Annotated in this window: 12 protein-coding genes; 7 read left to right on the forward strand and 5 right to left on the reverse strand. The window is 71.8% G+C overall.

Annotation, left to right across the window (positions count from 1 at the left end; genetic code table 11):
- Positions 1 to 112 precede the first annotated feature (112 nt).
- The 3 genes from ABZT06_RS24930 (at position 113) to ABZT06_RS24940 (ending at position 5822) form a co-directional block, all read left to right on the forward strand.
- Positions 113 to 3979: a Pls/PosA family non-ribosomal peptide synthetase gene (locus ABZT06_RS24930; RefSeq protein ID WP_355744844.1), complete on the forward strand. Its 3867-nt coding sequence runs from the start codon at positions 113 to 115 to the stop codon at positions 3977 to 3979.
- 77 nt (positions 3980 to 4056) lie between these two features.
- A complete protein-coding gene (locus ABZT06_RS24935) occupies positions 4057 to 5433 on the forward strand; it encodes a M1 family metallopeptidase (protein ID WP_355744847.1) in 1377 nt (458 codons plus the stop codon).
- Entirely contained in the window at positions 5430 to 5822 is a 393-nt protein-coding gene (locus tag ABZT06_RS24940; RefSeq protein WP_355744850.1) for a YchJ family metal-binding protein, read from the forward strand. Before ABZT06_RS24935 ends, ABZT06_RS24940 begins: the two co-directional genes overlap by 4 nt.
- On the opposite strand, the gene ABZT06_RS24945 is transcribed toward ABZT06_RS24940, so the two are convergent.
- Positions 5819 to 6520, reverse strand: coding sequence for an FCD domain-containing protein (locus ABZT06_RS24945; protein WP_355744853.1), 702 nt, complete (start codon positions 6518 to 6520; stop codon positions 5819 to 5821). The two genes, ABZT06_RS24940 and ABZT06_RS24945, sit on opposite strands and share 4 nt — an antisense overlap.
- 145 nt (positions 6521 to 6665) lie before the next feature.
- On the opposite strand from ABZT06_RS24945, the gene ABZT06_RS24950 reads away from it, so the two are divergent.
- The 3 genes from ABZT06_RS24950 to ABZT06_RS24960 all read left to right on the forward strand — a co-directional run bounded on the left by ABZT06_RS24950 (position 6666) and on the right by ABZT06_RS24960 (position 9390).
- Positions 6666 to 7172: a gluconokinase gene (locus ABZT06_RS24950; RefSeq protein WP_355744856.1), complete on the forward strand. Its 507-nt coding sequence runs from the start codon at positions 6666 to 6668 to the stop codon at positions 7170 to 7172.
- 88 nt (positions 7173 to 7260) lie between these two features.
- Positions 7261 to 8658 (forward strand): gluconate:H+ symporter, encoded by a 1398-nt coding sequence (locus tag ABZT06_RS24955; protein WP_355744859.1) that lies wholly within the window; start codon positions 7261 to 7263, stop codon positions 8656 to 8658.
- Between the two features lie 132 nt (positions 8659 to 8790).
- Positions 8791 to 9390, forward strand: a complete 600-nt coding sequence (locus ABZT06_RS24960) for a YdcF family protein (protein WP_355744862.1) — start codon at positions 8791 to 8793, stop codon at positions 9388 to 9390.
- Positions 9391 to 9414: 24 nt separating this feature from the next.
- Here ABZT06_RS24960 and ABZT06_RS24965 read toward each other — a convergent pair whose 3' ends face one another.
- The 4 genes from ABZT06_RS24965 to ABZT06_RS24980 all read right to left on the reverse strand — a co-directional run bounded on the left by ABZT06_RS24965 (position 9415) and on the right by ABZT06_RS24980 (position 13353).
- Positions 9415 to 10035 (reverse strand): cytochrome b/b6 domain-containing protein, encoded by a 621-nt coding sequence (locus ABZT06_RS24965; RefSeq protein WP_355744865.1) that lies wholly within the window; start codon positions 10033 to 10035, stop codon positions 9415 to 9417.
- Complete coding sequence (locus tag ABZT06_RS24970) at positions 10019 to 10747, reverse strand: molybdopterin-dependent oxidoreductase (RefSeq protein WP_355744868.1); 729 nt, start codon at positions 10745 to 10747, stop codon at positions 10019 to 10021. The genes ABZT06_RS24965 and ABZT06_RS24970 overlap by 17 nt, the downstream gene beginning before the upstream one ends.
- A gap of 93 nt (positions 10748 to 10840) precedes the next feature.
- Entirely contained in the window at positions 10841 to 12373 is a 1533-nt protein-coding gene (locus ABZT06_RS24975; RefSeq protein ID WP_355744871.1) for an APC family permease, read from the reverse strand.
- 29 nt (positions 12374 to 12402) lie between these two features.
- On the reverse strand, positions 12403 to 13353 hold the full coding sequence (locus ABZT06_RS24980) for a hypothetical protein (RefSeq protein WP_355744874.1): 951 nt from the start codon (positions 13351 to 13353) through the stop codon (positions 12403 to 12405).
- Between the two features lie 564 nt (positions 13354 to 13917).
- Between ABZT06_RS24980 and ABZT06_RS24985 the strand changes: the two genes are divergently transcribed.
- Positions 13918 to 14811, forward strand: a complete 894-nt coding sequence (locus ABZT06_RS24985) for a DMT family transporter (protein ID WP_355744877.1) — start codon at positions 13918 to 13920, stop codon at positions 14809 to 14811.
- Positions 14812 to 15030: the final 219 nt, after the last annotated feature.

Raw genomic sequence — 15030 nt, forward strand, 5'->3', positions numbered from 1 at the left:
CTAGCTTCGTACTAAAATTTCCGGCTTGTTACGAGCTGGACCCGGACAACCCCAGGCAGACCTGCGGGCCCGCCAGCGCCCCGGAGGCTCCGGGATCGAGACGCGAGGACCGATGGCAGCCATAGACGAGAGCAGTGCTCTCGGCCTGCTCAACGAAGAGCTCAGCGCAGAGATCCGCGAACAGTTCGGCGACACCGCCCGTTTCTCCGGGGGCTCCGCCGCCTCCCCCCGCACGCTCGTCGACGTCTTCGACGCCTCCGTGCGGTCCTACCCCGACGAGCTCGCCCTGGACGACGGAACGACCCGGCTCACCTACCGCGCCCTGGCCGTCGAGGTGGAGCGGCTGCGCCTGCGGCTCGCCGAGGCCGGGGTCGGACTCGGCGACCGGGTGGGCGTCCGGGTGCCGTCCGGTACCAATGACCTCTACGTCGCGATCCTCGCCGTACTCGCCGCCGGTGCCGCCTACGTCCCCGTCGACGCCGAGGACCCCGACGAGCGGGCCGAGCTGGTGTTCGGGGAGGCGGAGGTCCGGGCCGTTGTCGGCGCCGGGCACGAGCTGACCGTCAACGGCCGCAGTGACTCCCCCGCCGCCCGGCCCGGCATCGGGCACGACGCGTGGATCATCTTCACCTCCGGCTCCACCGGCAAGCCCAAGGGCGTCGCCGTCTCGCACCGCAGTGCCGCGGCCTTCGTGGACGCCGAGGCCGCGCTGTTCCTCACCGACGACCCCATCGGTCCCGCTGACAGGGTCATGGCGGGGCTGTCGGTCGCCTTTGACGCCTCCTGCGAGGAGATGTGGCTGGCGTGGCGGTACGGGGCCTGTCTGGTGCCGGTGCCGCGTTCCCAGGTCCGCAGTGGGGCCGACCTCGGGCCCTGGCTGGTCGAGCAGGAGATCACCGTGGTCTCCACGGTGCCGACGCTCGCCTCGCTGTGGGAGCCCGAGACCCTCAACGACGTACGGCTGCTGATCTTCGGCGGTGAGGCCTGCCCGCCCGAGCTGGTGCAGCGGCTGGTCACCGAGGGGCGCGAGGTGTGGAACACCTATGGGCCGACGGAAGCGACCGTGGTGGCCTGTGCCTCGCTCATGTCCGGCGAGGAGCCGATCCGGATCGGGCTGCCGCTGGACGGCTGGGAGCTGGCCGTCGTCGACGAGGCCGGGGATCCCGTGCCGATGGGCTCCAGCGGGCAGCTGGTGATCGGCGGGGTCGGGCTCGCACGGTACCTGGACGCCGAGAAGGACGCGGAGAAGTACGCGCCGCTGGAGTCGCTGGGCTGGGAGCGGGCGTACCGCAGCGGTGACCTCGTGAAGGCGGAGCCCGCGGGTCTCGTCTTCCTCGGGCGGGCCGACGAGCAGATCAAGCTCGGTGGCCGGCGGATCGAGCTCGGTGAGGTCGACGCGGCCCTCCAGGCGCTGCCGGGGGTCGCGGGAGCGGCCGCCGCCGTGCGCACCGCCCGCAGCGGCAACCAGCTCCTCGTCGGGTACGTCGTCACGCAGGACGGCTGGGACCAGGCGGCGGCCGTGGAGAAGCTGCGGGCCGAACTGCCCGCCGCGCTCGTGCCGTTGCTCGCTCCCGTCGACGACCTGCCGACCCGGACCTCCGGCAAGGTGGACCGCAACGCGCTGCCCTGGCCACTGAAGGGGCTCGAAGCCAGTTCCAAGGCCGAGCAGTTGTACGGGACCGAGGCCTGGCTCGCCGAGCAGTGGGCGGAAGTCCTCGGCATCCCGGTCTCCAGTGCCCGCGACGACTTCTTCGCGATCGGCGGCAGCAGTCTGGCCGCCGCCCAGTTGACCACCCGGCTGCGCACCCGCTACCCGAGCGCGGCCGTCCTCGACATCTACCAGCAGCCCACGCTGCGGAAGCTGGCCCGGCACCTGGAGGAGTCCGCGCAGGACGACGGCGCGGCGCGGGTGATCGCACCGGTGCCGCTCAGGGCCCAGGTGATCCAACTCCTCGTCCTGATCCCCCTGTTCACGCTGATGGGGCTGCGCTGGCTGGTGCCGCTGGCCGCCGTCGGGAACCTCCTGCCCTCCTACGGCTGGCTGCCGACCGCCTCCTGGTGGACGGTCGGCGCCGGTGCCCTCGCCCTGTTCAGCCCGCCCGGACGGCTCGCGATCGCCGCGGGCGGGGCCCGGCTGCTGCTGCGAGGCGTCCAGCCCGGCCGCCATCCCCGCGGGGGCAGCGTCCACCTGCGGCTGTGGACCGCCGAGCGGCTCGCCGAGTTCACCGGGGCGACCTCGCTGACCGGCTCCTGGCTGGAGCGGTACGCGCGGGCGCTCGGCGCGAAGATCGGTCCCGACGTGGATCTGCACTCGCTGCCGCCGGTCACCGGCATGCTCAAGCTGGGCCGGGGCGCCGCCGTGGAGTCCGAGGTGGACCTGTCCGGCTGGTGGCTGGACGGCGACCGGCTGGAGATCGGCCAGGTCAAGGTGGGCGCCCACGCCGTCGTCGGCACGCGCAGCATGCTCTTCCCGGGTGCCCGGGTCGGCAAGCGGGCCGAGGTGGCGCCGGGTTCGGCGGTCACCGGCCAGATCCCGACCGGGCAGCGCTGGGCGGGCGCGCCCGCGGTCAAGCTCGGCAAGGCCAAGCGCAACTGGCCGAAGGAGCGTCCGGCGCGGGGCACGTACTGGCGGGTGATGTACGGCCTGACCGGGCTCGCTCTGACCCTGCTCCCGGTGCTGGCGGGCGGGGCGGCCTTCCTGGCCGCGCGTCCCTTCCTCGCCGGTGACGCTCCTCTCGCGGGGGCCTTCCTCGCCCTCGTCCCGGCCACGCTGGCCTTCGGGCTGGCGTACGCGCTGCTGCTCCTGGTCGCCGTACGGCTGCTGAGTCTGGGGCTGCGCGAGGGCACGTATCCGACGCACAGCCGGGTCGGGTGGCAGGCGTGGACCGTGACGCAGCTGATGGACCGCTCGCGCGAGACGCTGTTCCCGCTGTACGCCGGGCTGGTCACGCCGGTGTGGCTGCGGCTGCTCGGGATGCGGATCGGGCGGGGCGCCGAGGTGTCGACCGTGCTCGCGCTGCCGAGCCTGACGACGGTCGGCGAGGGCGCGTTCCTGGCCGACGACACGCTGACCGCGCCGTACGAGCTCGGTGGCGGCTGGGTCAGGATCGGGCGTGCGGAGATCGGGCGGCGGGCGTTCCTCGGGAACTCGGGGATGACCGCGCCGGGGCGGAGTGTGCCGGACGGCGGCCTGGTGGGCGTGCTGTCGGCGACGCCGAAGAAGGCCAAGAAGGGCACGTCCTACCTGGGGCTGCCGCCGGTGAAGCTGCCCCGCAGCTCGGCCGACAGCGACCAGAGCCGGACGTACGAGCCCTCTGCGGGGCTGCTGTGGGCACGCGGTCTGGTGGAGCTGTGCCGGATCGTGCCCGTGTTCTGCTCGGCGGGGCTGGCCGTGCTGACGGTGGCCGCGCTGTGCGTGCTGGGGCCGTGGGCCTGGCTGCTCGCCGGGGCGGTGCTGCTCGCGGCCGGTGCGGCGGCGGGGCTGGTGTCGATGGTCGCGAAGTGGCTGCTCGTGGGGCGGCACCGCAGTGGGGAGCACCCGCTGTGGAGCGGCTTCGTGTGGCGCAACGAGCTCGCGGACACCTTCGTCGAGGTGCTGGCGGTGCCGTGGCTGGCGGGTTCCGTGCCCGGTACGCCGGTGCTGACGGCGTGGCTGCGCGGGCTCGGCGCGCGGATCGGCAAGGGCGTCTGGGTGGAGAGCTACTGGCTGCCGGAGACCGACCTGGTGACGCTGGAGGACGGCGCGACCGTGAACCGCGGCTGTGTGCTGCAGACCCACCTCTTCCACGACCGGATCTTGCGAACGGATACTGTTGTGCTCCGTGAGGGCGCCACGCTGGGCCCTGGCGGGATCGTGCTGCCCGGCAGCACGATCGGGGCCCGGACCACGCTGGGCCCCGCGTCGCTCGTCATGGCCGCGGAGTCCGTTCCGGACGACACCCGCTGGCTCGGCAACCCGATCGAGGCATGGCGGCCCTGAACGCGGGCCACTCGGAGTCGGTGAGCGGTGTACCGGCGGATCCGAGTGGCAGCGCAGCGCAGGGAGCGGAATCGGCAGTGGCAGTTCAGCAGGCGGCGGGTTCGGACCCGTACTTCCCGGAGCACGGTGACGCCCGGTACCGGGTGCACCGCTACGAGCTCGCGCTGGACTACCGCCCCGCCCCGAACCGGCTGGCCGGGAGCGCCCGGATCAACGCCATAGCGGGGCGCTCACCGCTCTCCGAGTTCATGCTCAACCTGTCCGACTTCAAGATCGGACGGGTGCGGGTGGACGGCCGGCCGGCCCATTACACGCACCGCGGCGGGAAGCTGCGGGTGCGGCCCGCGAAGGTGGTGCGGCCCGGGGCCGCGTTCACGGTCGAGGTGCACTGGTCGGGCAACCCCAAGCCGGTCAGCAGCCCTTGGGGCGGGCTCGGCTGGGAGGAACTGGAGGACGGGGCACTGGTGGCGAGCCAGCCGATCGGGGCGCCGTCCTGGTACCCGTGCAACGACCGGCCCGCGGACAAGGCGTCGTACCAGATCTCGATCACCACGCCCTCCGCCTACGCCGTCGTGGCGGGCGGGCGGCTGCTGACCCGCACGGCCAAGGCGTCCACGACGACGTGGGTGTACGAGCAGGCCGCGCCCACCTCCAGCTATCTCGTCGGACTGTCGATCGGCAAGTACCAGACGGTGCTGCTCGGCGATCCGGGTCCTGGCGGGGTGCCGCAGCACGGGCACATCCCGGCGCATCTGCTGCCGGAGTTCTCCAGGGACTTCGCGCGGCAGCCGCAGATGATGGAGCTGTTCCAGGAGCTGTTCGGGCCGTATCCGTTCGACGAGTACGCGGTCGTCGTCACGGAGGAGGAACTCGATGTGCCCGTGGAGGCCCAGGGGTTGTCGCTGTTCGGCTCCAACCACGTGGACGGCGCCCGGGGTTGGGAGCGGCTGGTCGCGCACGAGCTGGCGCACCAGTGGTTCGGCAACAGCGTGTCCATCGCCGACTGGCGGCACATCTGGCTGAACGAGGGGTTCGCCAAGTACGCCGAGTGGCTGTGGTCGGAGCGCTCGGGGGGCCGTACGGCACAGCAACTGGCCGCCGCGGCACACCGGTTGCTGTCCTCGCTCCCCCAGGACCTGCGCATCGCCGACCCGGGCCGCAAGTCGATGTTCGACGACCGGCTCTACGAGCGGGGCGGGCTCACCGTGCACGCGGTGCGCTGTGCGATGGGCGACGAGGCGTTCTTCCGGATGCTGCGCGGCTGGGCCGGGCTGCACCGGGGCGGGGCGGTGACCACTTCTACGTTCACGGCCCATGTGAACCGGTTCGCGGACGAGTCGCTGAACGGACTGTTCGACGCGTGGCTGTACGGGGTGGCGCTGCCGCCGCTGCCCACGCTGGGGCCGGCGCGGCCCGCGCATCCGCCGACCAACACGGGCAGGGTGCAGCCGTGACCCGGCGTGCCGCACGGCAGCGGCCCAGCTGCCCCTGCGGTCTTCAGGAGACCTACGACAACTGCTGCGGCCGCTTCCACCGGAGTGAGTCCGCGGCACCTACCGCCGAAGCGCTCATGCGGTCGCGCTACTGCGCCTTCGTGAAGCTGGAGCGGGACTACCTGCTGCGCACCTGGCACCCGCGGACCCGTCCCGGCTCACTGGACCTCGACAGGGGCATGCGCTGGACCGGGCTCGAGATCCTGGACACGACCGACGGTTCGGCCTTCCACACCTCCGGGACGGTGACGTTCCGCGCCTCGTTCAAGGGCGGCTCCCTGCACGAGCGCAGCCGTTTCGAGCGGGTCGACGGGGCCTGGGTGTACGTCGACGGGGAGTTCCTCGACTAGGGAGCGAGGATGTCCAGCTCCTGAAGGGCGCCCTCCGCGATCTCGCGGGTCAGTTCCTCCGCGTGGCCGGCGTCGCCCGCGCGGATGGCCTCGGCGAGCCGGACGTGGAGGGTGACGGCGGCCGGGTCGGGGTCCTCGAACATGACCTCGTGGCGGGTGCGGCCGGTGAGGACCTCGGCGACGACGTCACCGAGGCGGGCGAACATCTCGTTGCCGGAGGCCCTGAGGATCACCCGGTGGAAGGCGATGTCGTGGAAGAGGTAGCCCTCGAGGCGGTGCCCCTTGGAGTTGGCGACCATGCCGAGCGCGCACTCGGTGAGTTCGGCGCACTGTTCCGCGGTCGCGTGCTTCGCCGCGAGGGCCGCCGCCACCGGCTCGATCGCCGAGCGCAGCACGGTCAGTGAGCGCAACTGCTGCGGGCGGTCCGCGCCGGCCAGCCGCCAGCGGATGACCTGGGGGTCGTAGACGTTCCACTCGGCCTTCGGGCGCACCGTCACGCCCACGCGGCGGCGGGACTCGACCAGGTGCATGGACTCCAGGACCCGGACCGCCTCGCGCATCACCGAGCGTGAGACGTCGAAGCGCTGGGCGAGTTCGTCGGTGCGCAGAACGCTGCCAGGGGGGTACTCGCCCGCGGTGATCGCGGGTCCGAGGGCATCCAGTACGCGTCCGTGCAGCCCCCGGCCCGATGTGCTCATGCACTCAGAGTACGGGGCGCGTCACACCCAGAAAAAGTCAGACTTATTCATCACAGGCTCTTGAATTGTCGTACCTAATCGGTTTCAGTTGCGTCGACGTCCTGGGCGTCACACGTCGAAGAAGACAGCAGACAGTGAGGCAGCGATGAGTACCCCGAAGGTCGTCGTGGTCATGGGCGTCGCGGGCACCGGCAAGACCACGATCGGTCCCCTGCTCGCGGCCCGGCTCGGCGTCCCCTACGCCGAGGGCGACGACTTCCACCCGCCGGCCAACATCGCCAAGATGTCGGCGGGCACCCCGCTCACCGACGACGACCGGTGGCCGTGGCTGGACGCCATCGGCTCCTGGGCGCACGAGCGGGCGGGGCTCGGCGGGGTGGTCAGCTGCTCGGCGCTGAAGCGGTCGTACCGCGACCGGCTGCGGGCCGAGGCGCCCGGGGTCGTCTTCGTGCACCTGGCGGGCGACCGCTCCCTCATCGAGGACCGGATGTCGCACCGGCAGGGGCACTTCATGCCCACCGCGCTGCTCGACTCGCAGTTCGCCACGCTCCAGCCTCTCCAGGAGGACGAGGCCGGGGTCGCGGTGAACGTCTCGGGCAGCCCGGAGGAGATCGCCGACCGGGCCGCGAAGGCGCTGGCCGAACTCCCGTAACATCCCCCTCTTTTGACGCCCCTCTTTTGACGCCCCTTTTTTGACGCTCCTTTCCGAAGAACGTCCCCGTACCTGCAAGGAACCCCCCGTGACCAGACTCAGTGTCGAGATGCTGGCAGCGGACGCACCCGAGCCGATCACCTCGGCCGGTCACGCTCAGCTGGGCATCGCCGTCCTGGCGGGCATCGCCGTCATCGTTGTGCTCATCACCCAGTTCAAGCTCCATGCGTTCCTGTCGCTGACCCTGGGCACGCTCGTGCTCGGCGCGGTCGCCGGAGCGCCGCTCGACAAGGCCATCCTCAGCTTCACCACCGGGCTGGGCAGCACGGTCGCCGGCGTCGGTGTGCTGATAGCCCTCGGCGCGATCCTCGGCAAGATGCTCGCCGACTCGGGCGGGGCCGACCAGATCGTCGACACGATCCTCGCGAAGGCGGGCGGCCGTTCGATGCCGTGGGCGATGGTGCTGATCGCCTCCGTCATCGGTCTGCCGCTGTTCTTCGAGGTCGGCGTCGTGCTGCTGATCCCCGTCGTGCTGATGGTCGCCAAGCGCGGCAACTACTCCCTGATGCGCATCGGCATCCCGGCCCTCGCCGGACTGTCCGTGATGCACGGCCTCGTTCCGCCGCACCCCGGCCCGCTGGTGGCGATCGACGCGGTGAAGGCCAACCTGGGTGTCACCCTCGCGCTCGGCGTGCTGATCGCCATCCCGACGGTGATCGTCGCCGGTCCGCTGTTCTCCAAGGTCGCGGCCCGCTGGGTGGACGTGCCGGTCCCCGACCGCATGGTCCCGCAGCGCGTCTCGGAGGAACTGGAGAACCGTCCGGCCTTCGGCCCCACGCTCGCCACGATCCTCCTCCCGGTCGTCCTGATGCTCTCCAAGGCACTGGTCGACATCGTGATCGACGACCCCGACAACACCGTGCAGCGCGTCTTTGACGTCGTCGGCTCGCCGCTGATCGCCCTGCTGGCCTCGGTACTCGTGGGCATCTTCACGCTCCTGCGCCCCGCCGGCTTCGGCAGGGACCGCCTCACCCCGCTCGTCGAGAAGGGCCTCGCGCCCATCGCCGGCATCCTGCTGATCGTCGGCGCGGGCGGCGGCTTCAAGCAGACCCTGATCGACTCCGGTGTGGGTCAGATGGTCCTGGAGATCTCCGAGGACTGGTCGATCCCGGCGCTGCTGCTGGCCTGGCTGATCGCGGTCGCGATCCGGCTCGCGACCGGCTCGGCGACGGTGGCCACGGTCTCCGCGGCCGGTCTGGTCGCCCCCCTCGCCGCCGACATGTCCACCACCCACACGGCCCTGCTCGTCCTCGCCATCGGCTCCGGCTCGCTCTTCTTCAGCCATGTCAACGACGCCGGGTTCTGGCTGGTCAAGGAGTACTTCGGCCTGACCGTCGGCCAGACCATCAAGTCCTGGTCGATCATGGAGACGATCATCTCGGTGGTCGCGGGCGGCCTGGTGCTGCTGCTCTCGCTGGTCATTTAGCTGGTCACTCAGGGGTGGCCACTCAGGGGTACGACCACGAAGGCGCCCCGAGCGGGCGAGGCACGGTTTCCGGCCTCGCCCGTTGCCGTCGCCGACCTGGGAACCGGTACCGAGGTGCCCTAGAGTCCCCGCATGCGGCGGAGGACGGGACTGGTGATGGCCGGGGCTGCGGCCCTGGTCTGGGGCGAGTGGTTGAACTGGCGCTGGTCCCGAGTACGCGTGGGTGACGGCGGGGGCGGCTCCTCGGCCGTGGTGGTCCTGGGGTACCGCAATCCGCGGGACACGGCGAATCCGATCAACCGATGGCGGGTCCGTGCCGGAATCCGCTCGCTCACCGCCGACGGTACCCACGGGGCCTGCCTGATCCTCAGCGGTGGTGCGACCGGCAGCGGCGCGACGGAGGCCCGTCTGATGGCCGACTACGCGAGATCGGTGCTCGGGTTCGAGGGCCCGGTGCTCCTGGAGGACCGGAGCGCGACGACATGGGAGAACATCGCGAACGTGATCCCGCTGCTCGAAGACGTGGACCGGATCAAGATCGTCTCGCAGCCCGCGCACGCGCTCAAGGCTCGCGCCTATCTGCGGCGGCAGCGCCCGGACCTGGCGGAGCGGCTGGTGCGCGCGGACGACTACCGCTTCGGCGAATGGACCATCGTCAAACCGCTGCTGGCCCTGTACGGACTATGGACACTGCGCGGCCTCCGAACCGACGAACGGAAGAGCACGCCGTAGCGGGCTCTGTGGCTTCAGATCGCGCTACGGCCGCCACAGGGGGTGTTCGCGTTCCGCCCACTCCTGGCTCACTTCCCCCATCCTGAGCCCTCTTCTCGCCTCCGGGTCGCCCAGTGCCATGCCGATGTGCCCCGCGAGGACGATGCCGATGGTCAGGGCCAGCCAGTCGTGGACGAAGGTCGCGCTGGTACGCCACTGGATCGGGGTGAGGTGGGTGAACCACATCAGCAGGCCGGTGCCGAGCATGACCAGGCTCGCGCCCGCGATCCAGGAGGCGTAGACCTTCTGGCCCGCGTTGAACTTGCCCGCGGGGCGGGAGCTGCGGCGCTTGTCCCGGTGCAGCGCGGCCCACAGCCAGACCCGGTCGTGCGGGCCGAAGCGGTTCAGGAAACCCAGGTCGGCGCGGAAGGCACGGGAGGCCAGGCCCGCGAGGGCGGGCACGGGCAGGGCCAGGCCCGCCCACTCGTGGATGCGGACCACCAGCTCACGGCGGCCGACGAGTTCGGCGAACTGGGGGACGTAGAGGCAGGCGGCCGTCACCACGCAGACGCCCATCAACGCGGCGGTGGCGCGGTGGACCCACTTCTGGGTGCGGCCGAAACGCCGGACACGTGTGTGCGAGGGGGTGTCAACTCGTAGGCTCATCGTCCCGCCCGTTCGATCGGCCCACCCAGGCGTCCACGTCGTAGCCCCGGTCCTCCCAGTAGCCCGGCTCGACGTCCTCGGTGACGGTGATGCCGGAGAGCCACTTGGCGGACTTGTAGAAGTACATCGGCGCCACATAGAGGCGGACCGGGCCGCCGTGGGAGTGGCCGATGTCCTTGTCCTGCATGCGCAGGGCCACCAGGACGTCCGGGCGGCGGGCCTGGTCGAGGGTGAGGCTCTCGGTGTACGCCCCGTCGAAGCAGCTGAAGCGGACGGCCCCGGCCTTCGCGGTCACCCCGGCGGCGTCCAGCAGGCGGGACAGCCGTACGCCTTCGAACGGTGTGTCCGGGACCCGCCAGCCCGTCACGCACTGCACGTCCTTGACGATCCGGGTCTGGGGCATCGCCCGCAGGTCGGCCAGGGTGTACGTGCCCGGGCGGGAGACCAGACCGTCGATCTTGAGCTGGTAGTTCTCGGCGTTCCTGTGCGGCACCGACGAGGTCACCGAGTAGTAGCGGAAGCCGCCCCCGTTGGGGAGCAGGCCCGTCAGGCCGGTGGGGTCCTTGTCGGCGGCGCTGCCGAGGAATGCCTCCAGACCGCGTTGCAGGGTGGGCGCGGCGACCACGCCGAGCGCGCCCAGGCCGAGGGTGCCGAGGAGGACGCGACGGCCGATGGGCTGACCGCGCTGCTCCTCGGGCTGTTCGGAGTTCACCTACTCATTCGAACACCCGCGACGCCCGCGGGACCAGGAATCGCGGGTGCTCGTCAGACTTCCGTAACCACTTCTCACCGCGTTCTCAGGCGGCTACGAGGCCTCCTCGGCCGCCTTCTCCAGCTGGAACGCCTCGTTGCCGAGCCCGATCCGGGCGTGCGCCTCGGGCCTGCGGGCCCGCAGGAGGAGTCCCTGGGCCAGGCCCACCAGCACGGCGAGGCCGATGATGCCGGGCAGTACCCAGCTCAGCGAGGAGTCGGGGCCCGCGCCGACCAGGACGTCGAAGTCCTTCACCGTGTAGACGGCGATCACCAGCAGGGCGATCCCCGCGAGCGCCGAGGTGACGAGGCGCCAGGCCTGGGCGCCCGCCGCCCCGCGCCGGACGAAGAAGACGATGACGGACGCGGAGGCCGCCGCCATCAGCACGATCACACCGAGGGATCCGATGTTGCCGAACCAGGTGAACAGGTGCAGGACCGGCACGGTCGGGTCGCCCGTGGGCTTGTCGTCGGCGATCGCGAAGACGGCCACGACCACCACGGACACGACGGTCTGGAGCAGCGAGCCGGTGCCGGGCGCGCCGCTCGCGCTGTTCGTGCGGCCGAAGGCGGCGGGCAGCAGGCCCTCGCGGCCCATGGCGAAGGCGTAGCGGGCGACGACGTTGTGGAAGCTGAGCATGGCCGCGAACATGCCGGTCACGAACAGCACGTGCAGGACGTCGGTGAACGTGCCTCCGAGGCGGGACTCGGTGAGCCCGAAGAGCAGTCCGGCGCTCTGCTTCTGTGACTCGGCGACGACGGCCGAGGGACCGGTGGCGACGGTGAGGGCCCAGCTGCTGAGCGCGAAGAACACGGCGACGCCGCCGACGGCCAGGAACATCACGCGCGGCACCAGGATGTGCGGGCGGCTGGTCTCCTCGGCGTACACGGGCGCCTGCTCGAAGCCGAGGAAGGCGGCGATGCAGAAGCACAGGGCGGTGCCGACGCCGGCGCCGCTGAGGGTGTCCGGGTTGAAGGCGTGCAGGGACAGGCCCTGGGCCGCGGGGTCGGCGACGGCGGCGATGTCGAAGATGACGACCAGGGCGACCTCGACGATCAGCAGGACGCCGAGCACGCGCGCGTTGACGTCGATCTTCAGCCAGCCGAGCGCGCCGACGACCAGGGCGGCCACCAGCGCGGGTATCCACCAGGCCACCGACAGGTCGGTGTAGGTGGCGAACAGTCCGGAGACCTCGAAGCCGAAGATGCCGTAGATGCCGACCTGGAGGGCGTTGTAGGCGACGAGGGCGACGAGGGCCGCGCTCGCCCCGGCCGTGCCGCCGAGGCCGCGCGAGATGTAGGCGTAGAAGGCGCCCGCGTTGTGGACGTGCCGGCTCATCTCGGCGTAGCCGACGCTGAACAGGACGAGAACGACGCCGAGGACGACGTAGAGCAGGGGCTGGCCGACGATCCCCATCACCGCAAATGTAGTGGGCATGACACCCGCGACGACCATGAGGGGCGCGGTCGCCGCGAGGACGGAGAGCAGCAGGCCCCCGGTGCCCAGGCGGCCGGCCCGCAGCGCGCGGTCCTGCCCCTTGAACGTACTGATCTCTGGTCTGCTCTTGCTGGAACTCTCGGTGGCCATGGGGACCGTCCTTCTGGGGTTCGGGGGTGTCACACCGTGCCGAGCGCGTGGTCGCGGGCGGCACGGAAGGCGGAGTACGGCTCGCGGTCCGGATAGGACCAGGGGGCCGGGGTAGGACGTTCGCCGATGCGGTGGAAGAGGGCGGCGGCCTCGGCGCCGCGGCCCTCGCAGACCTTCGCGTGGGCGAGGAAGTTGAGGTCGACCAGGCGGCGGGGGTGGCCCTCGTGCTCCCATTCCAGCCACCAGTCGAAGGCGGACTTCATCACCTGCCGGGCCCGGCGTCCGGTCCAGTGGCCGGAGGCGGCCGGGTCGCGCGGCTCGTGCCCGGCGGCGGCCAGGGCACGGTAGCGCTCGGCGTGCGCGATGACCGGCAGGATCGCCAGCGGTGAGTCGGCCGGGGCCTGCTCGGCGGCCCACTTGGCGAAGTCGTAGACCTCGTGCAGCGGGTCGGGGCCCGTCTCGGCACGGCGCTCGGCGAGCCGGGCGACCATCAGATGGTGGGCGTGGTGGTGGTCGGCGTACCGCTGCCGGATCTCGCCGAAGACGTCGGCGACCTCGTCCGCCGCCCCGAGGTCGCGCTCCAGCATCAGGAGGCCGAGCCAGGGGGTGGGGTCGGCGGGCGCGAGCCGGGCCGCGGTCCGGCAGGCCTCGCGGGCGGCGGCGGGCTTCCCCTTGCCCCGCTGGACGCGCTGGACCAGGGCGAGGGCGAGCAGCACGGCGGCGTCGGCGGAGTCCGGCTCGGCGACCAGCCAGTCCCTGGCCCAGGCGTCGCTGTACGGCTCGGCCGCGAGCACCGTGACCCGGTGGCCCCGCCGGTCCCAGTCGTCGCCCGTCCGGGTGAGCAGCGTCCGGGCCGCCTGCCACCTGCCCTGCGCCAACGCGGCGCGCGCGTCGATGAGTTCGACGTCGTCGAGGGCCGCGTCGAAGGCCTGGGCGGCGCGCTTACGACTGCGGCCGAAGGGGGGTGGGGGCGGGGACACCGTGTGGGTTTTCCTCACGGAACGTGGCTCGGGGCGGGTGGGGCTGGAGGGCTGCGTGGGTGGGTGCGGCAGGCAGGGCGGGGCTGATGCGGGTGGAGCTGATGCGAGTGGGGCTGGAGGGAGATGTGGGACGGGAGAGGTCGCCTGGGCAAATGCGGGCAGATGCGGGCAATCCGACAGCCAGTGAGGGCGGGGCGACAGCCGGTGAGGGCAGGTCGAGGGACTGATTCGCACCGCCATCGACTGATCACGGACAGCCAACCCCCCACCAATGGTTTGCGTCAAGGGCCGAAGGCGCATTACACGCGTCAACTCTCCATACCTGAGAGGAAGTTGTGGCGACGCGGTGCTGGTGGGAGCGGGTCGAGGCCGCCCGTCTGTGGCGTACGCCATGGCGCCGTCCTCTCCCGCACCGCACCATGACAGGACACCCCGCCGCCGAGAATCGTTCGGTGGCCGAGTCGACAGCCCGAATTCGGGTACTCCCAGGGGCAAGCCGGACGCTGGGACGCTACAGTCGGCGACTACTCCCTGCCGCCCGGCCGGACGATCGAGGTACGCAGCGTGTCGGTTCTGGTTCTGATTCTCGCCGTGAGTGCTGCCTGTTGCCTGGGCTTCGGCTTCGTGCTCCAGCAGAACGCGGCCCGTCAGGCCCCGCTGAGCGACTTCCTCTCCCCCCGGCTGCTCCTCGACCTTATGAGGATCCCGCGCTGGCTCGGCGGCATCGGGCTGATGGTGGCCGGCATGGTGCTGGGCGCGATCGCGCTCGGTCAGGGCGAGGTCTCCCTGGTCGAACCCCTGCTCGCTACGAACCTTCTGTTCGCCCTCGCCCTGTCCCGCAAGCAGACCAAGCAGCCGCTGGGCCGCCAGGGCTGGGCGGGGCTCGCGCTGCTGGCGGGCGGGGTGAGCGCGTTCATCGTGGCGGGCGAGCCGCGCGGTGGTACGGCGGTCACCGACCCGCTCCGCCACTGGCTGATCATCGGTGCCATGGTCGGGCTCGCCCTGCTGCTCACCACCTACGCCAAGCGCTCCCGCCTCAGTGCGGGCCCGGTCCTGCTGGCCCTGGCGGCCGGACTGCTGTACGGCGTCCAGGACGCCCTCACCCGCGTCAGCGGCCAGCGCTTCTCCGAGGGCGGCCTCGCCGAGCTGCTGACCGGCTGGCAGCCGTACGCCGTGCTGGCCCTCGGCGTCACCGGGCTCGTCCTGGTGCAGAGCGCGTTCGAGACCGCGCCGCTGCGGATGTCGCTGCCCGCCCTGACCGCGGCCCAGCCGCTCGCCGGGATCGTGTGCGGGGTGGGTTTCCTGGGCGACCGGCTGCGCACCGACACCGGCGCGCTGACCTGGGAGGCGGTGGGCCTCGCGGCCGTCGTCGCGGGCATCGTGCTGCTGGGGATGCACCCCGCGATGCCCTCCGGAGCCGCCCAGTCGGAACCTGCGCGGGACCTTCAGCCGAGCTGAGGGGGCTTATGCGGGGGTGGGGGGGGTTCTGCTGGGTTGTCGGCGCCGGCGGTGTGCGGGCCTCTCCTCGGTTGCGGACCCCCCACGTGGCTGCGGGCCCCGGCGATGCGGGCTTTTCTGCGGCTGCGGGACCGGGCGTGGCTCCGGGCCCCGGCTAGGAGTGCGGACCCGGCATGGACGCGTGCCTCCCCGCGGCTGCGGGACCGGGCGTGGGTGCGG

The sequence above is a fragment of the Streptomyces sp. NPDC005483 genome, from assembly GCF_040606035.1.
GTDB lineage: Bacteria > Actinomycetota > Actinomycetes > Streptomycetales > Streptomycetaceae > Streptomyces.

What these genes read in the sequence shown, in the direction of transcription:
- ABZT06_RS24930 (WP_355744844.1), top strand. Translation starts at nt 113, where the DNA reads ATGGCAGCCATAGACGAGAGCAGTGCTCTCGGCCTGCTCAACGAAGAG.
- ABZT06_RS24945 (WP_355744853.1), bottom strand. Translation starts at nt 6,520, where the DNA reads ATGAGCACATCGGGCCGGGGGCTGCACGGACGCGTACTGGATGCCCTC.
- ABZT06_RS24950 (WP_355744856.1), top strand. Translation starts at nt 6,666, where the DNA reads ATGAGTACCCCGAAGGTCGTCGTGGTCATGGGCGTCGCGGGCACCGGC.
- ABZT06_RS24960 (WP_355744862.1), top strand. Translation starts at nt 8,791, where the DNA reads ATGCGGCGGAGGACGGGACTGGTGATGGCCGGGGCTGCGGCCCTGGTC.
- ABZT06_RS24965 (WP_355744865.1), bottom strand. Translation starts at nt 10,035, where the DNA reads ATGAGCCTACGAGTTGACACCCCCTCGCACACACGTGTCCGGCGTTTC.
- ABZT06_RS24975 (WP_355744871.1), bottom strand. Translation starts at nt 12,373, where the DNA reads ATGGCCACCGAGAGTTCCAGCAAGAGCAGACCAGAGATCAGTACGTTC.